The organism is uncultured Sphingomonas sp. (assembly GCF_913774285.1).
In the GTDB taxonomy this organism is placed as follows: Bacteria; Pseudomonadota; Alphaproteobacteria; order Sphingomonadales; family Sphingomonadaceae; genus Sphingomonas.
The window spans coordinates 16,846-34,638 of record NZ_CAJYHX010000025.1 but is presented as its reverse complement, the minus strand read 5'-3'; the positions used below and the strand labels follow the sequence as shown (position 1 = coordinate 34,638).

Annotated in this window: 12 protein-coding genes; 1 reads left to right on the top strand and 11 read right to left on the bottom strand. The window is 68.0% G+C overall.

The window, feature by feature from the left end:
• Nucleotides 1-7: 7 nt before the first annotated feature.
• From QZ670_RS12105 to QZ670_RS12090, 4 genes are all read right to left on the bottom strand, one after another.
• Complete coding sequence (locus QZ670_RS12105; protein ID WP_294255626.1) at nucleotides 8-661, bottom strand: nitroreductase family protein; 654 nt, start codon at nucleotides 659-661, stop codon at nucleotides 8-10.
• Between the two features lie 94 nt (nucleotides 662-755).
• Nucleotides 756-1,157: a hypothetical protein gene (locus tag QZ670_RS12100; protein ID WP_294255621.1), complete on the bottom strand. Its 402-nt coding sequence runs from the start codon at nucleotides 1,155-1,157 to the stop codon at nucleotides 756-758.
• A 66-nt stretch (nucleotides 1,158-1,223) separates the two neighbouring features.
• Entirely contained in the window at nucleotides 1,224-2,252 is a 1,029-nt protein-coding gene (locus tag QZ670_RS12095) for a DUF4118 domain-containing protein (protein ID WP_294255617.1), read from the bottom strand.
• A gap of 110 nt (nucleotides 2,253-2,362) precedes the next feature.
• On the bottom strand, nucleotides 2,363-5,275 hold the full coding sequence (locus QZ670_RS12090; RefSeq protein ID WP_294255614.1) for a sensor histidine kinase: 2,913 nt from the start codon (nucleotides 5,273-5,275) through the stop codon (nucleotides 2,363-2,365).
• A gap of 162 nt (nucleotides 5,276-5,437) precedes the next feature.
• Between QZ670_RS12090 and QZ670_RS12085 the strand changes: the two genes are divergently transcribed.
• The gene (locus QZ670_RS12085; RefSeq protein WP_294255611.1) at nucleotides 5,438-6,037 is read left to right on the top strand and encodes an alpha/beta hydrolase; all 600 of its coding nucleotides are present in this window, start codon (nucleotides 5,438-5,440) and stop codon (nucleotides 6,035-6,037) included.
• A gap of 9 nt (nucleotides 6,038-6,046) precedes the next feature.
• On the opposite strand, the gene QZ670_RS12080 is transcribed toward QZ670_RS12085, so the two are convergent.
• The 7 genes from QZ670_RS12080 to QZ670_RS12050 all read right to left on the bottom strand — a co-directional run bounded on the left by QZ670_RS12080 (nucleotide 6,047) and on the right by QZ670_RS12050 (nucleotide 17,630).
• The gene (locus tag QZ670_RS12080) at nucleotides 6,047-6,847 is read right to left on the bottom strand and encodes a cyanophycinase (protein WP_294255607.1); all 801 of its coding nucleotides are present in this window, start codon (nucleotides 6,845-6,847) and stop codon (nucleotides 6,047-6,049) included.
• Nucleotides 6,840-7,736 (bottom strand): isoaspartyl peptidase/L-asparaginase family protein, encoded by an 897-nt coding sequence (locus QZ670_RS12075; protein ID WP_294255601.1) that lies wholly within the window; start codon nucleotides 7,734-7,736, stop codon nucleotides 6,840-6,842. Before QZ670_RS12075 ends, QZ670_RS12080 begins: the two co-directional genes overlap by 8 nt.
• A complete protein-coding gene (gene cphA / locus QZ670_RS12070) occupies nucleotides 7,729-10,491 on the bottom strand; it encodes a cyanophycin synthetase (protein ID WP_294255598.1) in 2,763 nt (920 codons plus the stop codon). Before cphA ends, QZ670_RS12075 begins: the two co-directional genes overlap by 8 nt.
• Before the next feature lie 124 nt (nucleotides 10,492-10,615).
• Nucleotides 10,616-11,764, bottom strand: a complete 1,149-nt coding sequence (locus tag QZ670_RS12065) for a heparan-alpha-glucosaminide N-acetyltransferase domain-containing protein (protein WP_294255596.1) — start codon at nucleotides 11,762-11,764, stop codon at nucleotides 10,616-10,618.
• Nucleotides 11,761-14,094, bottom strand: coding sequence for an alpha-N-acetylglucosaminidase (locus QZ670_RS12060; protein ID WP_294255593.1), 2,334 nt, complete (start codon nucleotides 14,092-14,094; stop codon nucleotides 11,761-11,763). The genes QZ670_RS12065 and QZ670_RS12060 overlap by 4 nt, the downstream gene beginning before the upstream one ends.
• Before the next feature lie 66 nt (nucleotides 14,095-14,160).
• Nucleotides 14,161-16,869 (bottom strand): TonB-dependent receptor, encoded by a 2,709-nt coding sequence (locus QZ670_RS12055; protein WP_294255590.1) that lies wholly within the window; start codon nucleotides 16,867-16,869, stop codon nucleotides 14,161-14,163.
• A gap of 278 nt (nucleotides 16,870-17,147) precedes the next feature.
• On the bottom strand, nucleotides 17,148-17,630 hold the full coding sequence (locus QZ670_RS12050) for a GAF domain-containing protein (RefSeq protein ID WP_294255587.1): 483 nt from the start codon (nucleotides 17,628-17,630) through the stop codon (nucleotides 17,148-17,150).
• Between the last annotated feature and the right edge of the window lie 163 nt (nucleotides 17,631-17,793).

Here is a 17,793-nt window from a genome sequence, read left to right as displayed (position 1 = left end):
CCGGCACTTAGAACCAGCTGGCGATCTGATCCAATGGTTTGCGCTCCAGCGCGGCCGCCGGGACAGTCGCATCGGACGCGGCATGGCCGGTGACGATCAGCATCACCGGTCGCTCATGCTCCGGCCGCCGACACAGCCGGTTGAGGAAGCGCGCCGGCGTGGCGGTGTGGACCAGTGTTGCCAAGCCCGCCAGGTGCAGCGTGGTCAGCAGCAGGCCGCAGGCAATGCTCACGCTCTCGACCATGTACGGGTTGGGGAAGCGATCGGTTTCGCTCGCCTTGGTCTGGCCGAAGGCGACGATGATCCATGGCGCGATTTCCAGATAGGGCTTGTCGGCATTGGTACCCAGGTTCTGGAGCAGTCCCTGCCATTCGCTGCCGCCGATCCCGCCGTAGAAGTTGCGCTCTTCCTCCTCCACCGCGACGCGTAGGGCTGTCTTTGCGCCAGGCGAAGAAAGCGCGGCGAAGTGCCAAGGCTGGCGATTGGCGCCACTGGGGGCGGTGCCGGCTGCGGCGATCGCGGTCTCGATGATCGCACGGGGCACCGGGGTGGCCGAAAAACTCCGGCAACTGTGGCGCGTCGCCATCCGTTCGCAAAAGGCTGCGGCGTTGGCGATCCGCGCGTCGTCCGGCAGATCGATGTCGGGGGTCCAAGGCCGCATATCTGGTTTCATAGAGGAATTTGGCGACAAGCGTTGTCGAAGAGGCGTTGCCTGTCCACCCGTATCTTATGCGGAGACGTGCATATGTCGAGCTTTATTCGGCTGCAGGTGTGAGCCGGGGGGTTAGCTTGACCCCCGACCAGCCTGCGAACGCGCAATGGTCACGCGCCTCCCAGCCTTGCGCGGCGGCGACATCGGCGACGGTGTGTTCGTGCAGCTCCGACGTGCCCTCCTGCTCGGGCCACGAGACCCAGCAGAAGCCGTTGCTGGCGAGCAGCCCGCGCAACGCGCCCAGTTCCCGCTCGAGATGATCGCGGCGTGAGGCGAACAGGTGGACGCCCTGCACGCCGTCAGTGGCGCAGCCCAGCTCTTCCAGCGCGGCACGTTCCGGCGCGATCGCGTCGCGAACCGCTGGCGGCATGTCGTGAAACCATACGCGCATGCCGGGCTTGAAGCCGAGCCGCGTCGCCATCGGGGTGCCAGAACATTGTTCCATCGTCGCCGCCCTCCTTGGATGAGCCTACAGGATGCGGCGGATCGGCGCCAGCGGCCTTGATCGCGATCAGACCGGCTGCGCCGTGGCGTCGATCGGGATGTTGCGCAGCTCCACCAGCGTGCCGGGGTGGGCGGGGGCGATCCGCAGCTCGGCATCCATGCCCTGGGCAAGGCTGCGGGCGATGCGCAGGCCTAGGCTGTCCACGCTGGCCAGGTCAAAGCTCTCTGCCACCCCGGCCCCGTCGTCGCGGATCGAGAGCGACAGCCGGTCGCCTTCGGCGAAGACCTGGACGAGGATGGTGCCGCTCTCGCGATCGGCAAAGCCATGCTCGATGGCATTGGCGATACCCTCGGCGACGATCAGCGCCAGCGGAATGGCGCGGTCGGGGGGCAGCAGCAGCGCGCTGTTGGCCTCCACCATATGGCGGATGCCGGGCTTGCCGCCGCTTTCCGCAAGGTCCTCGACGAGCGCGGTGATGAAGGCGTCCAGCGCGAGCGGCTCGCCCCGGCTGCCGTAGAGCCGTCGCTGGATGCGCCCGATCAGCTGCAGCTTGGCCGCGGCATCGCCGATCGCGCGCTTGGCCTCGCCATCGGCGACTCCGCGGCGCTGGAGGGACAGCATCGCACCGACCATCTGGAGATTGTTGGAGACGCGGTGCTGCAGTTCTTCGAACAGGATCTCGGTTCGCGCAGCGAGACCGGCGCTGCGTTCCCGCTCCGCCATCAGCCGAGCGTTGGCGATCTGCATCCAGTGGACGAGCAGGATGTCGACCGTCACCACGCCGACATAGAAGAGCAGCGCAACGGCGGTGCCCCGTGCCAGCGCGAAGCTGTGGAAGGGCGGGATGAAGAAGTACCAGGCGAGCAGCCCGCACAGCACCGCCGCGAGGATGCCGGGGCCCCGCCCGAACAGGAACGAGGCGAGGATCACCGCCGGGAAGAAGGTGAGATAGGGGAAGCCCGGCGGAAAAAACGGGTCGAGGACCAGCCGCAGCCACCAGGCCGCGACACAGAAGCCGAGGGTGATCGCATAGGCAAGCGCCCGTCGCTTCTCCAGCAACGGCAGATGTTCCAGCGTACGATGGTAGGAGTTCATTGCCACCCGTTGCCCCAGTCCTGCCCCGCGAACGCGGCATCGCTCCCCGGGGGGCGGAGCGGCCCAGTGATCTCTCATCGTTCAGAAATAATGCAGACGCAAGCGCCGCGTCACCGCTCCACGGTGAGCCGAACGGAGGTACCGACCATCGCGCCGCGGCGGATCTCCAGCCGGCCGCCCAGCGCTGCTGCGCGCTCGTGCATGCCCTTCAGCCCATAATGGCCGCGGCGTTCGCCCGCCGCGACCACCTCCGGAGGGATGCCGCGGCCCTGATCGTCGATCTCGATCCGCAGGCGACCGTCCCTGCTGTCCACCCGCACCTGCGCGAGCAACGTCCCGGCGTGGCGGCGCACATTGGCAAGAGCCTCGCGCACGATGGCCAGGATCTGTTCGAGCTCCTCGGGCAGGAAGCGCAGCGGCGGCCCGGCGCGGGAGACGCTGACGATCAGGCCTTCCTCCTCCAGGCAGCGGACGAGTTCGTCGATCAGCGGCTGCGGATCGCCGGGGCCAGTGATGCGGCGGAGCGCCAGCACCCGATCGCGCGCCTCGATCATCACGTCGTCGGCGCGTTCCAGCGCGCTGTCGATCAGCGTCTGCGCCTCGGAGCCAGGCTCGGTGGCATAGGCTGCTGCCTGGAAGCGCAGCATCAGCCCCTGCATGCTCTGGAGCAGCGTGTCGTGCAGCTCGCGGGCGATGCGCTCGCGTTCGGCGAGCTGGGCCTCGGCACGGGCGCGGGTGCGGGCGAGCTGCTCGCGCAGTCGCCACGCATAGAGCAGCCACAGCGCAGCGGCGCCGGCGCCGATCGCCAGCAGCCGGAACCACCAGGTCTGATGGAAATGCGGGGCGATGGTGACGGTGACGGAAGCGCCTTCGCGGTTCCACACCCCGTCATTGTTTGCGGCGATCACCTGGAAGCGCCAGCTGCCGGGGCCGAGATTGGCATAATAGGCCTCGCGCGCGGTACCGGCATCGATCCAGTCGCGATCGACGCCGATCAGCCGGTAGCGGAAGCGCACCCGCTCGGATTCGGCCAGGCTGAGCGCGGTATAGGCGATCCGCAGATTGGCGGTGCCGGCGGGGAGTGCGAGGTCGCGGGGCGCGGCATAGCTCCGCTCGTTCGCGGTCAGGCGAAGGATCGCCACCGGCGGCGGCAGCGGGTTGTGGACGATCCGTGCGGGATCGATCCAGCCGATGCCGACATTGTCCGCCACCCAGATCCGCCCGTCGCCCCCGCGGACGGCGGTGCTCTTCTGCGCGCCTTGCTGGGCCACGCCGGGCAGACCGTCCGCGGCGGTGAACAGCTGGTGATGGAGCGGCGCGCGCGGGTCGGCAAAGGCGGCATCGAGCGCGGTCTTGCTGGTCCGCAGCAGCCCTCGCACGCCGTTGATCCACACCATGCCGTCAGGCGACTGGACGATGCCGGTGATTCCGCCGAGCTCGGGCACGCGGCTGTCGGCGATCCCTCGCAGCCGGCCTCGCTCGACGCGGCCGAGCCCCAGTTCCCCCCCGATCAACGTTCCCGCGGGGCCATTCGACACCAGCGCGATGGCGCCGATGCCGTCGCCCCGCACCGCGTGCAGCGACGCCCCCTTGCGGCGATACAGCCGATCGCGGCCATAGAACCAGTTTCCGCCGTCGGCGCCGGACGACGTATACAGGCGCCCGGCCGGCTGGTCCGCAGGCGCGAGCGGGCGCCACTGGCTGCCCGCGAGTTGAAATACGCCGACATCCTCGACCGAGATCCACTGCATGTTTCCCTGTCGTGCCCAGCTGGCGGCGGGGCCGGGGAGCCTAGGCGTCGACAGGGTCGAGAAGCGTTCGCCGCGCAGCCGTACCAGCGTGTCGGACAGCGCGACCATCAGGTCGGCGCCGTCCGCTTCGATCATGTGGATAGGCTGGTCGAACCGACGCAGCCATCGCAGCGGCTCGCCGGGCCGGGCGCGGTACAGATTGTGCGGGTTGGCGGCGTAGACCGTACCGTCCTGCGTCACCGCCAGCTCGAAGCCGCCCAGCACGGTATCGTCGACGCGGAGCGCGGTTGCGGCACTGACCGGGCGAAGCCTGAACAGGCCGAGGTTGGTGCCGACCCACAGATTGGCCTCGCGGTCCTCGAGCAGGGGCACCGCAACGAGCGACGGGAGGCCCTGCTTGGTGGTGAGGCGGGTGAAGGTCGGGGAGGCATTGCCCGGGCCTAGGGTCTGCATTACCCCGCCCGCGAACAGGGTCCGCCACAGTGCCCCGTCGCGGGTGAAACCCATGCGATCGGCGGCGGGCGGGTGCATGCCGGGCGCCAGCGGGGCGATCCGTACGCCTGCCGTGTGCGCGGCGGGTGCACGCACCGGATCTCCCGAGGCCCAGACCTGTCCGTCCGGCGCAACGGCGAGGCGCACGCGATACATGCTGCCGGTCACCCGCACGAAGCGGGACGTGCCGGGGCGAAGCACTTGAATGTCCGTCTCGGTCGCGACCCAGATCGCGCCGTCGCGACCGGTGACGACGCTGGAAGCGCGGCCTGCGGGCATGCCGCGATCGGCACCGACGCGCGCGATGCGGCCCCGGCCGACGCGGAAGAGGCCGCCCTCCACACCGGACATCGCGACCCAGATCGTTCCGTCCGGGCCACGGGCGAATTGTTCGACGACGGCATTGGGCGCGCCGAAGTTCGACACGCGGTCGCCCTGCAGGCGCGAGACGTGGCCGTCGAAATGGCCAACCCACAGGCTTCCGTCGGGGTCGGCGAGCAGCGCAGTGATGTTGCGTGAAGGGAAGCGGCCGATGCGCGGCTCTACCGGCTCGAAGCTGATGCCGTCGAATCGGTAGAGCCCGGCGCCGGTGCCGAGATACAGGAAACCGTCGCGCGCCTGGGCGAGTGCCCAGATGTCCGGCGGGGCCCCGTCGACCAGGTGCCAGGCGCGCAGGTTGTACTGGTCGATGCTGCGCTGGGGCGGCGCCTGTGCGGCGGCGGGCGCAGCGGCGAGGATCGCCGACGCCAGCAGCATCATCCCGGTTCGTTTGCGCCCCATCGTCCGCCTGTCGCCTCCTCGCACCCCGTGCCCTGCCAATGTTCGCGCGGCAAGATCCCGCGCCGAAACGTGCGGCAGGTACGATCCCCGCCGTACGATCCGCGTTGCACGGGGCGCGGGGAGCATATAGCCTCGCCCGACCAGCACACGGGAAGACTCGCCATGACGCTCGTGACGACCCCCTTGGATCGATTTTCGGTGATCAGCACCGGCAACGGCCCGGCCCGCGCGCTATCCGCATTGTTCGGCGCGCCGCTGCGGGCCGACGCGCATCTCGATTATTCGGAAGAAACCCCGCGCCAGCGCAGCCTGTGGGCGGCGAAGCTCGATTCGGCGATCCTTCATGCAGAGCGGCCGGTGCTGCTGGTGGCGAACGGCGCGAGCTGCTTCGCGGCGACCTGGTGGGCCCGGCTCTCCCCGCGCGACTATATCACGCGCGTGGCCGGAGCGCTGCTGATCGACCCGATCGCGGGGGAGTGCGATGCCGCGCATTTCGCCTCGCCCAAGATCCGGCTGCCCTTCCCGTCGCTGCTGCTCAGCGGCGACACGCCCGATGCAGCGATCACCGAGCGGGTGCAGGCGCTCGCTACCGGCTGGGGCAGTGCGGTGGGCGGTATCCCGCAGCTGCCGCACGCCCGCCGCAGCGGCAGCCATTGGCAGGGTGCCCGCGACCTCGTTCTGCGGATGACGGCGGGCATTGTCGAGCGCCGCGCCCAGACCGCCGACGCACTGGCGGCAGTGCTGGCCCCCGAGCAGGACTGAAGGTCGCGATCAGTCCTTCTTCGTTAGGGGGCGCCGTTCGTCGAGGTCGAATTCGTCGCCATGGCTGAGCACGTGCAGGCGGACGTCGTGCATCGATAGCGTGCGCTCCGGGCTTGCCTCGGCGATGTTCGAGCGGGTGACACCCGAGCCGTCGACGATGGTGACCGCACCGGCGCCCACCACGCGGAAGCAGCAGCCCTCCAGCACGATCGCGGTATCCTCGTCGATGCCGATACCGAGCACACGCGGGTTCTGCGCCACCGCCCCGAGCAGGCGCCCGATCCGGCCGCGCTCGGCGAAATGCTGGTCGATGATCACGTCGCGCACCAGCCCCAGGCCCGGCGCCATGTGGAGGTCGCCGATGCGGTGCGATTCGGCGCTGGAGCCCTTCACCAGCATCGTCTCGCTCATCACCGAAGCGCCCGCCGAGGTGCCTGCGATCACCCCGCCGCGCGCGTGGATGTCGCGCACCATCCGCTCGACCGGGGTGTCGCCGATCTGGCTCGAGATGCGCAGCTGATCGCCGCCGGTGAAGAAGATGCCCGCGGCACCCTCGAACACCGACTGGGTTTCCTGCTCCAGCGTCTCGCCGCGTTCATGGACGTAGAGCTCGACCAGATTGTCGACGCCGAGCGCGCCGAACGCCTTCTGATAGGCGGTGAAATACCCGTCGGGCTGGTGGCTGGCGACGGTGGCGATGACGAGCTTGCCGTCCTTCACCCGCCGCGCGACTTCTTTAAGGATGGTCTTGTCGCCTTCCTTGTCTTCGTGGCCGCCGATGATGATGAGCGGTCCGCCGGAGTCAGCCATGCAACACGTCCTTCAATTCGTCGCGGTGGACGCCCGCGCGCGGGGCATCGAGCCCATGGGAATGGAGTGCCAGCGCGAAATGATCGCTGTTATGGGCAACGCCGAAGGCGCCCGAGCGCTCCACGACGATCGCACCCGCTTCGCCGCCGACCCGGCCGAGGCGTGCAATGGCATGCTCCGCCGCTTCGCCGGCCGAGCCGCCGCGTTCGAGCGCGTGCATCACCTGCGCCGCGAGCATCGTCCGCAGGATCGCTTCGCCGTCGCCCGAAAAGGCGCAGCCGCCCAGCGTGTCGTCGGCATAGAGGCCAGCGCCGGGCACGGGGGAGTCGCCGATCCGGCCGGGATGCTTGCCGGGCAGTCCGCCGGTGGAGGTCGCCGCAGCGATCGCGCCGGTGGTATCGATCGCAACGCAGCCGACGGTGTCGTGCCCCTTGCTGTTTTCCGAGGCGAGGGCCTCCGGGGACAGCATCGTGTCGGACTCGACGAGTTCGATCCCATTGTTCGCCGCGAAGCGCTCGGCGCCCTCTCCGGCGAGCAGGACCGGCCGGGCAGACAGCATCACGCGCGCGACGCTGACCGGATTGCGCACCCGCCGCACGCCCGCGACACCACCCAGCGTCAGCTCGGTGCCCTCCATCAGCGCCGCGTCCATCTCGACCACGCCGTCGCTGGTGAGGACAGAGCCGAAGCCGGCATTGAACACCGGATCGTCCTCCAGCACCCGCACCGCCGCCTCGGCCGCCAGCACCGCGCTGCCGCCGGCGCGCAGCACCGCCGCACCGGCTTCAGCGGCAGCGGCGGTCCCGGCGCGGTTGCGATCGTGCAGCGCCGGATCAATCGTCTTGGCGCCGCCATGGACGATGATCGCCCAGCTTGTGGCTTCAGGCATGCTGCTTCTCCCGAGCCGCCGCTTCGGGCTGGAAGGCGAGGATCCGGTCCCACACTGCCTGGATCGCGCTGGGCATGATCACCAGCAGGTCACCGGGACGGCCGAGCTGGAGCACCATGTCCACCGCTTCCATCTCGTCGACGATGCGGTGAACCCGTTCGGGTCGCACGCCGGCGGCCATCGCGCCTTCGGACATCAGCCCATTGGTTTCGCCGCGCGGGCGGCCGCGGCCGTCGGGCGCCTCGCGGAACACGATCTCGTCGAAGATCGCGCCGGCGAGCTGGCCCATTTCGACAATGTCGCAGTCGCGTCGGTCGCCGGGGATGCTGACCATGCCGATCACTCGGTTGTAGCGCCCGCGCATCCGCTCGATCACCTGGCCCAGCGCCTGCAGCCCGGCAGGATTGTGAGCATAGTCGAGAATGTGGCGGCGGCCATTGGCATCATGGATGTTGAGCCGGCCGGGCGAATCCTCGAACGAAATGCTGAAGGCGCTTAGTCCGTCGCGGATCGTCTCGATCGACAGCCGTTGCGCCGCGCACATCGCGATGGCGGCAAGTGCATTGGCGATGTTGAAATCGGCGATGCCGCCCAGGGTCGCGGGAATGTCGGCGGCCGCCATCACTTCGATGCGCTCGCCGCCGCGGTGGAGGACGATGCAGCCGCCATAGCTGCCGGGCTCGCGCACCACCGCCATGCCGCCTTCGGCGATGTGGCGGCGGAGGTGGCCGGACAGGTCCGACCCGCCGCTCAGCGAGAACCAGACGATGGTGCCGCGCGCATGGCGGGCGATGCGGTGGCACATCGGATCGTCGGCGTTGAGCACCGAATGCCCGCGCCGCGCGACGCTCTCCGCCACCACGCCCTTTACCTTGGCGAGGTCCTCGACCGTGTCGATGCCCTTGAGCCCGAGATGATCGGCAGTGACGTTGAGCACCGCGCCGACATCGGCGCCGTCGAAGCCGAGCCCCTCGCGCAGGATGCCGCCGCGGGCCGTCTCCAGCACGGCGACGTCGACCGCCGGGTTGCGCAGCACGGTGCGCGCGCTCTTGGGCCCGCTGGCATCGGCCTCGACCATCAGATGGCCGTTGAAATAGATGCCGCTGGTCGAGGTCATGCCGACATTCCTGCCGGCCTGCTGCAGAATGCGGGATACCATCCGCGCCGTGGTCGACTTGCCGTTGGTGCCGGTGATCGCGAAGATCGGGATTCGGGCACGGCTGCCGCGCGGGTACAGCATGTCGATCACCGGCGTGGCGACGTCGCGCGGGGTGCCGCTGGAGGGCTCCAGATGCATGCGGAAGCCGGGCGCCGCATTGACCTCGACGATGCCGCCGCCGGTCTCGCGCACGGGGCGGCGAATGTCGGGCGAAAGGAAGTCGATCCCGCACACGTCGAGCCCGACCACCGCCGCCGCCTGCTCGGCGATCGCGCGGTTGGCGGGGTGGATCACGTCGGTGCGATCCACCGCTGTGCCGCCGGTCGAGAGATTGGCGGTGTCGCGCAGAATCACCTGCTCGCCGGCCATCGGGATGGTTGCGGGGGTGCGGCCGCTCTTCTCCAGCAGCGCCAGCATCGCCTCGTCGATGACGATGCGGGTGAGCACATTCTCATGCCCGACGCCGCGACGCGGATCCTGGTTGAGGTCATCGATCAGCTGCGCGATCGAATGGAAGCCGTCGCCGATCACCTGGGCGGGCACGCGCTCGGCGACCGCGACCACCTTGCCGTTCACGACGAGGATGCGGTGATCGTTGCCGGGCACCTGCTGCTCGACGATCACGCGGCGGCCGTGCTGGAGCGCGAGGTCGAAGGCGGTGCGGAGCGCCTCCTCGTCGGCGATCCCGGTGGTGACGCCCCGGCCATGGTTGCCGTCGAGCGGCTTCACCACCACGGGCCAGCGCAGCCGCCTGGCTTCGGCCAGCGCTTCCTCCACCCGGCGCACGACCACGCCGCGCGGCACCGGCAGCCCGGCCTCGGCGAGCAGCTGCTTGGTCATCGCCTTGTTTCCGGCGATGTCGACGGCGATCTGCGCGGTGTCGCCGGTGATGCTGGCGCGGATGCGCTTCTGGCGGCTGCCCTGGCCGAACTGGATCAGGCTCTGCTCGTTGAGGCGCGTGACGGGAATGCCCCGGCGCTCCGCCGCCTCGACCAGCGCGCGGGTGGTGGGACCGAGGGCATTGGCCTTCAGGATCGCCTGCAGCGCCGCGACGATCGCACGCACGTCCTGCGGCGCATCGAGCGGGGGCGTGCCGAGCAGCTGCAGCCCCTCCACCTTGCGCAGGGGCTCGGGCAGCAGATCGGCGACCAGCCGGATCGCGGCGAGGCCGGCGGCGAGTGCCAGCGTCTCGTCGCGATAGGTGTAGAGGATGTTGTACACGCCCGGCCGGTCCTTCACCGACCGCGTCTTGCCGCGGGTGACGCGCGATCCGGCGAGCGTCTGCAGCTCCAGCGCGACATGCTCGATAATATGCCCCAGCCAGGTACCTTCGCGCAGCCGCTCGACGAAGCCGCCGGGGCGCTGATAGCTGCAGCCATGCACGCCCAGGCCGGGAAGCAGGGCGAGCAGCGCGTTGGTGAAGCCCGGCAGCTTGTCGCTCGGCCATTGCTCGAGGTCGCGCAGATCGACCTGGATGCGGATCATCGGACGCGTGCTGAACAGATGCGGGCCGCGATAGACGCTCCGCTCGAGCACCCGCATCCCGTTTGCCGAAGCCGGACGCACGAAATCGGCCGGCTGCACCAACGCTGTCATAGTGGACCTCTAGAAGAGGACGCCGAGGGCCGGCGCCTGAACCGATGAAACGGCCAGGCCCTGCCCGCGTTCCGCTGTTGATGCGGATCAACTATTTGAAATAAAGCGGGTTAGGCGGCGTTTTTCACGCCTTGAGAATGAGCCCCCTGCGGTCCATCCACCAGCCCACCGCCCAGCACAGCATGGTATAGGCGAAGGCGCAGAGCAGCGAGCCCAGCGGCCCCGGCGCGATCGCCTGGAAAATGCCCACGCCCGCCGCGTCGTATAGGCCGCCATGCTCGCCCGCGGGGATCATGCCGAGCACCGTCACGAACAGCTCCGAGAAGAGGTAGATCGCCAGCGGATTGCGCCCGAGGATGGTGAAGAAGCGGCTGCCGCGCTTGAACCCGGCGACCTCGATCAGCCAGATCGCAGCTACGAGCAGCAGCAGGTCAAGCCCGACGGTGAGCAGGACATAGGAGCCGGTCCACAGCTTCTTGGCGATCGGGAACCAGGGCGACCAGGCGAGCCCGGCCAGCACCAGCGCCACGCCGATCACCGCCATGCGGCCGACGGTCCGGCGCAGGTCGCCGCCCTGGACGATGGCGAGACCCGCCAAATAGCCGGCGATCACGTTGACGGTGGCGGGCAGGGTGCCGAGCAGGCCTTCGGGATCGAAGCCGGCATCCTTCTTGTAGAGATGCCCCGGTCCCAGCAGCCAAAGGTCGATCTGGGTGCCGATATTGGCGACTTTGTCATAGGCCATGCCCGGCGGGCTGAAGACGAGCAGGATGGTCCAATAGCCGAACAGCAGCGCGATCGCGGCGAGCAGCAGCTGGCGGGGCTTGAGCCAGCGGATCAGCAGCGCGGCCAGCACGTAGCAGAGCGCGAGGCGCTGGAGCACGCCCGGCACGCGCGTGAGCGCGAAGGGCTTGATTTCCCAGCCGTTCGCGCCCTGCTCGACGAACGGGAACCAGTACATTAGATAGCCGAGCATGAAGATGATCGCCCCGCGCTTGAACAGGCGGGCGAGGAACGGCCCGGTTTCCACCCGCTTGCGGAAGGCGAAGCTCATCGCATTGCCCATCGCGAACAGGAAGGTGGGGAATACCAGGTCGGCCAGCGTGAAGCCGAACCATTTGGCATGGACCAGCTGCGGGTAGGGCGCGGCCCCGGGCCCCGAAGTGTTGACCAGGATCATCAGGAAGATCGTGGCGCCGCGGAACACGTCGAGCGCGAGGAAGCGCGGCTTGCCGGCGAGCGCGGCGACGGTGTTGGCCTGGGTCTCGGTCATCGGGCGTCGCTTTCTGCGAGGAGCGTGCGGGCAAGGGCTAGCGGGGCAGCGGGGCGCTGGCGAGCCCACATCTTGCCGTCCTTGAGCCAGCCGGCCTGCCAGTCGCGGATCGCGGCGGCGGTGGCCTTGGCGTCGAAGTCAGTATGCGCGGCAGCGGCGGCGCGCTGGGCGGCGAGGAAGCGCTGCCAGCGCGGCCAGTAATAGCCGGCATAGAGCCCCTGCCAGGCGCGCGAGGCATAGTCGGAGAGGTGGCCGGTGCCGCCCCAGACCGTCACCACCGCCTTGGCCTGCTCGACGAATGCCGCCTTCTCGGCGGGGGTGTCGCCATAGGCGGCGGCATCGGCGAGCCAGCTGCCCAGCGTTTCCTGCTGGTTGCCGGCAATGGCGTCGATGTCCTTGGCCAGCGTCTCGGCCGCCGCGGTGGCGCGGTCGCCGGTGGCGAGGTCGCCGGCCTTGTAGGCGGCGACCGCCGTCTTGAGGCGCTCGTCCAGCTTCACGCTGGCATAATGGCGTACTAGGTCAACCACGTCATAGGTGTAGAGCGGCTCGCCGACATGCTGCGGCGCCTGGGCCAGCAGCGCTTGGATTCCGGCTCGGAGTGCCACCGGGTCGCCGGGGGCGGCGGGGTATTCGGCGCCGTCTAGGCTGGGGAATTTGAACAGCAGATAGGCGCCGGCCTGTTCGTGCCACCAGCGCGGGGTCCAGTAGCGCGTGCTGTAGGCGCCCTGAATCGCCTTGTCCCAAGCGGTGACCAAAGCGGGCGAGGTCTTGCCGTAGCGGGCCTTGGTATAGTCGCCGAGCCACGCGTCGAGCGGGCGCGCCTGGCCGCCAGCGTCGATCTCGCCCCAGGCGAGGTCATAGGCATAGGCATAGGCGATGCTGTTGCTGTGCAGCCCCTCGGGGAACAGCCCGAAGCCGCGCATTCGGCCATGGCCAGGGTTGGCGAGCGCGGCGGTGATGTCGCTGCGGTAAAAGTTCAGGTCGCCATAGACGGGGTTGCTGCCGCCGTAATTGTGGACATAGCCATAGGCCCAGCCCTTGCCGTAAAAGGCCTTGGTCGCGTTCCAGATGCCGGGATAGCGATCATTGCCGATATCGAGCACCAGCATCCGCTCGTCGGGCACCTTCGACAGGAAGGCGGCGATCGCGTCGGAGGTCCAGAAGGCCTTGTCGGCGCCGAACAGCCAGCCCTGCATCACCCAGGTCGCGTTCGGCGCGGCGGCGGTGATCGAGCGATAGAGCCGCTCGCCATAGGCTGCGAGCCGGGCGTCGCGCACCTCCCTGGGCAACGCGGCGGCGCGCGTCGCGGCAGTGTTGGCGATCGCGTCACCATAGGTGGCAGCGCGGGCGTCGCTGCCGTCCTCGGCGATCGGCGGGACCATCTCGTTGAAGGCGTCGGCGAGGTAATATTCGCCCGGGCCGTAGGTCGCGGTGTACAGCTGCAGGAAGCGCGCGGCGAGCTTGGCGAACAGCGGGTCGGACGGGTCGAGCCAATAGGTGCCGGGGAAGCCCTCCCATTGCCGCATCTGGTAGATCTTCGCCTCCGGATGCGCCTTGGCGAAGGCTTCGGGGACATAGCCGGAAAAGGCGGGCAGAATCGGCTTCATGCCGAGCGACCGCATCCGGGCGAGGATCTGGCGCTGCAGCACGCGCTTCTTCTCGATCCAGTTGGCCGAGAGCGGCGCGCGGTACCCCGCGATATTGCCCATCCGCTGCCAGGGCAGGAACGGCGCGGCGGAGAGGCCCGCGGCGATCTGGGCGTCGTTCATGCCCTGCTCGCGCCAGAGTGCCCGCCAGACGAACTCCTGGCCTTCCATCGCCAGCGGCGTGTCGACGCCGTGCGCCGCCATCCAGTCGATCTCCCGCTCCCAGCGGCCCCAGTTCCACCAGGGGGTGGTGTAGCCATAGGTGCAGGTGTTCAGATAAGTCCGCAGCGAGAATGGCGAGGCGACCGTGCCGCTGTCATAGCCGTCGCGAAGCACCAGCGGGCGGTTGCGGACGCCCTCCCAGGAAACGAACAGGCTGCCCTGCTGTCCGAGCGTGCGGGCGGCACCGCGCACCAGTGCGACAGGCGAGGTGCCTTCGATCCGCAGCCGGCCGCCGGCGGTGCGGGCGCGGAACTGCGGAGTCTTGCCGGGGACCAGCGCCAGATCCATCTTCGCCGTGTCGACGCCGAGCCGCGCTAGCACGGCACGAGCCGCGGCGGTTTGGGAGATGGGCGCGGTGGCAGCCGTCGAGCGGCTGGGCATTGCCGCGGCGGGGTTAACGAGAACGAGGGCGGCCGCGACCGGGCCGAGAAAGGGAAGGCGGCGGGCGGCGGATACGACCAAGTCAGACTCTCCAGGCATCGAAACGATTTGGGGGCGCCGCCGTGACAGCGTCGCCCCCGATTGGTCTTACATCTTCAGCGTGGCCGACAGATAGAAGCTGCGGCCGTAGAAGCTGCTCTCCTGCCACACCGCCGGATCGCGGAAATAGGCCTGTTCACGGCTGTTGTTGAGGTTGATCACCCCGGCCGCGAAGCTGAGCCAGCTGTTCGGCGAATAGCCGCCGCTCAGATCGAACTGGGTGCGCCCCTTCACGACATGGCCTTCGCGGGCGAAGAAGCTGTCGGCGCTGTTCTGCTCATAGCTGCTGCGGTGGTTCACTGAGAGACGGATGTTGAAATGCGCGTTCTCCCAATAGGGCGAGACGTTCCACGTCACCTTCGACAGGTTGCGGATCGTGTAGCCGGTGCCGATCGCCACCTTCTGCGGATAGACCCGCGTGAAGTTGGCGAGGAGGCCGAAGCCGTCCAACGGCAGGATGCGATCGAACGACTGATTCCAGCTTACCTCGAAGCCCTTCACGCGGATCGTGCTGGGATCGTTGAGCGTCTGGGTGATGTCGTAGATGTTGCCCTTGGCGTCGACGCAGTCATTGCCCGCGGTGCTGAGCGCCGTGCCGTTGAACGAGGTCGGGCAGATCAGCCGCGAGAAGGTGCCGTTCTTGATCCACTTGTAGAAGCCGTTGAGCGCGATCGTGCTCGAGCGGGTGGGATACCATTCCACGCCCAGATCGAGCTGGTTCGCGGTCAGCGGCTTTAGGCCTGCCTGGCCGAGATCCACGGTGATCGTGCTCGTGTTCGCCGGGAAGGTGTTGGGCGAGCTGCTGGTGGTCTGCGCCATGGACGTGTTCGAATCCATGATCGGGCGCACCAGCACCTTGGCCGCGGCGAAGCGGACCTGCACCGTGCGGGTCGGCTCCAGCACCAGGTTCAGGCTCGGCAGCACATTGTCGTAGCTCTGCTCGATGGCATAGTCGCCGACCTTGCGCTGCACTTCGGTATAGCCGTCGGTGCGCGGCGCGGTGATGTTGCCCTGCACCTTCTGCTTGGTGTGCTCGTAGCGCACGCCGAGATTGCCGCGCAGCGTCATGCCGCCGAGCTGCGTGTCGATGTCCGCCATCGCATAGGCAGACGGCATGAACCGATCGACATGATAGCTGGCCTCGGGCGCGAAGATGTCCGGCACGGTGATGCCGGCCGCCGACAGCGCCTTGTCATAGGCGCCGAGATCCGGGCCGATCCAGGCGCCGGGGATGCCCGAATCGCCGTTGAGGAAGCCCGAAACCGCGTAGTTGGTGGTTGCCATCTTCGGGAAGATCGGGCTGGCCGGCGCCGGCTGGTTGGCCAGCGCGATCATGTCGTGGCGGCTGACGTTGCGGCTGAAGATCTCGTGCCGGTACTTGGCGCCGACGCTGAACTTGGTGATCGGCCCGAGCGCGACCTCCTTGTACAGATCGGCCTGGCCCGAGGTCTCGCTCGATGCCATCTCGCGGGTGGCGCCGTTCGGATATTCGTTCCGGGTCAGCGTCGCCGGCGCATAGAGCGCGGTGCTCGAAAGGTCGGTGCCGACGCTGTACTTCACCGAATCGGGGTTGGAGAAGTCGATCGTCGCGGTGGGGATGTTCACCCCCAGGATCGCAGCGGCTTCGCGCTGATAGGTGCTGCCCCTGGTGTAGTTGAACACCGTGCGGCCCGACCAGCCATCGTCGCCCGTCCACTTGCCCGACAGGGTGTAGCCCTGGCTGACGAGGTTGCGGTCCTCGTGCTGGCGATTGTTCTCCATGGTGAAGTTGGTCGCGGTCGCCTTGGTGGCGACGCCGTTGACGACGTTGCTCGCCGCAATCCGCGCGGTGTTGAACAGGAACACCTGCTGGTTCACGTCGTAGTCGGTGATGTCCTTGGCGTAGATCGCGCTCGCGTCGATCTCGATACGGTCGGTGGGCTTCCACTGCACGCCGCCGCTGCCCATCAGCCGTTCGGTATCGCGGTCAATGCGGCGATAGCGCGGGCGGCGGGGCACGAAGGTGCTTGCGCCAGCGATGGTCTGGGTCGCCCAGCGGTCCATCCAGAAATAGTCGGCGCGGTCTTTCAGCTTCTGGTAGCCGAGATTGACGTAGACGCCGAGCTTGCCGTCGGCGAACTGGTCGACATAGCTGCCGCTGATCTTCGGCGTGATCCTGCCGCCGGCATATTCGGAGTTCTGGCCCTTGACCGACAGGACCAGCTGGCGGTCTTTGTAGTCGAGCGGCATCGTGGTCTGGATGTTGACCGTGCCCGAAAGGCCGCCGGCATCCATGTCCGCCGTCGGCGACTTGATTACCTGGATCGCATTGGCGAGCTCGGTCTGGATGATGTCGTAGCGGAAGCCGTCAGTGAAGTCGGCGCTCTTGAAGGTCTGACCGTTCACCGTGGTCATCGCGTACTGCGGACCAAGGCCGCGAATGCTGATCGTCGCGCCGCGGCCGTTGATGTTGGACATTTGCACGCCCGAGATGCGCTGGATTGCTTCGGTGATGTTCTCGCTGGGGAACTTGCCGAGGTCTTCGGCGGAGATGCCGTCGGTGACGCGCGTATCCTTGCGCTTGGCGTCGATGGCGTTGTCGATCGAGGCGCGGATGCCGTTGACGACGATTTCGTCGTCATCCTGACCGGCGACGGGAGCTTCGGTCTGCGCCTGGGCTACAGTGGCCAGACCCAGTGCGGCGATTCCGCCCGAAGCGAGGAGAATGCTCTTGGCAATCCTTTGCGCAGGCAGGCCAAGGCGATGTAGTTTCGGCATTTCATACCCCCCAAGTGGTTGAACCCATTGTTCAATGCCGCGCCCGATGCCCTCCTGAGGCATTTTATGTTTTTCTGGGCTGCGACAGGGGTATTGGCCGGTATCGGTCCTATCGTGTCAAGGCCAATTCAATACAAAAACAAATGTTGGTATTACCTCTTTGCCTGATGGTATGCCGGAGCCTCGCGCAAATCCCTGTTTTCAGGACGCAAAAACGAGTGTCGCCGAACCGCAACAGGTTTGGCGAATCCGTTCCACGGCAGTGTGGGATGCTCCGGTCAGGCGATGCGCGGTGCGAGGATCCGCATCAGTGCCTCGCAGCCTGCGGCATCGCCGGCGTCGAAGCGGGCGGGCAGGGGGCTGTCGAGGTCGAGGACGCCGAGCAGTTCGCCCTGGTGGACGATTGGTACCACCAGCTCCGAGCGGCTGGCCGCATCGCAGGCGATATGGCCCGGAAAGGCATGGACGTCCTCGACAAGCTGCGTTTCGCGAGTCGCGGCGGCCGCGCCGCACACGCCCTTGCCGAAGGGAATCCGGATGCACGCCGCCTTGCCCTGGAACGGCCCCAGCACCAGCTCGTCGTTCAGGTTGCGGTAGAAGCCGGACCAGTTGAGATCGGGCAGATACTGGCCGATCAGCGCGGAGACGTTCGCCATGTTGGCGATTGGATCGGGCTCCTCGGCGGTCAGCGAATCGAGGGCAGCGGCAAGGTCGCGATAGAGCTCGGCCTTGGAATCGGCGGTGATGTCGAAGCTATACATGCGCGCGATGTAGGGGATTGTGGGGTGCGGTGCGAGGGGGACTTGGTTTCGCCGCCGCTCCGAAGCCATATCCTCCCCGCCAGGGGGAGGTGGCGCCGAAGGCGACGGAGGGGAGGGTGCCAGAACCTCTCGACCGGCGTGCTTCCTCCCCCTCCGACCCGCT

What these genes read in the sequence shown, in the direction of transcription:
- QZ670_RS12105 (WP_294255626.1), bottom strand. Translation starts at nt 661, where the DNA reads ATGCGGCCTTGGACCCCCGACATCGATCTGCCGGACGACGCGCGGATC.
- QZ670_RS12100 (WP_294255621.1), bottom strand. Translation starts at nt 1,157, where the DNA reads ATGGAACAATGTTCTGGCACCCCGATGGCGACGCGGCTCGGCTTCAAG.
- QZ670_RS12095 (WP_294255617.1), bottom strand. Translation starts at nt 2,252, where the DNA reads ATGAACTCCTACCATCGTACGCTGGAACATCTGCCGTTGCTGGAGAAG.
- QZ670_RS12090 (WP_294255614.1), bottom strand. Translation starts at nt 5,275, where the DNA reads ATGGGGCGCAAACGAACCGGGATGATGCTGCTGGCGTCGGCGATCCTC.
- QZ670_RS12085 (WP_294255611.1), top strand. Translation starts at nt 5,438, where the DNA reads ATGACGCTCGTGACGACCCCCTTGGATCGATTTTCGGTGATCAGCACC.
- QZ670_RS12080 (WP_294255607.1), bottom strand. Translation starts at nt 6,847, where the DNA reads ATGGCTGACTCCGGCGGACCGCTCATCATCATCGGCGGCCACGAAGAC.
- QZ670_RS12075 (WP_294255601.1), bottom strand. Translation starts at nt 7,736, where the DNA reads ATGCCTGAAGCCACAAGCTGGGCGATCATCGTCCATGGCGGCGCCAAG.
- cphA (WP_294255598.1), bottom strand. Translation starts at nt 10,491, where the DNA reads ATGACAGCGTTGGTGCAGCCGGCCGATTTCGTGCGTCCGGCTTCGGCA.
- QZ670_RS12065 (WP_294255596.1), bottom strand. Translation starts at nt 11,764, where the DNA reads ATGACCGAGACCCAGGCCAACACCGTCGCCGCGCTCGCCGGCAAGCCG.
- QZ670_RS12055 (WP_294255590.1), bottom strand. Translation starts at nt 16,869, where the DNA reads ATGCCGAAACTACATCGCCTTGGCCTGCCTGCGCAAAGGATTGCCAAG.
- QZ670_RS12050 (WP_294255587.1), bottom strand. Translation starts at nt 17,630, where the DNA reads ATGTATAGCTTCGACATCACCGCCGATTCCAAGGCCGAGCTCTATCGC.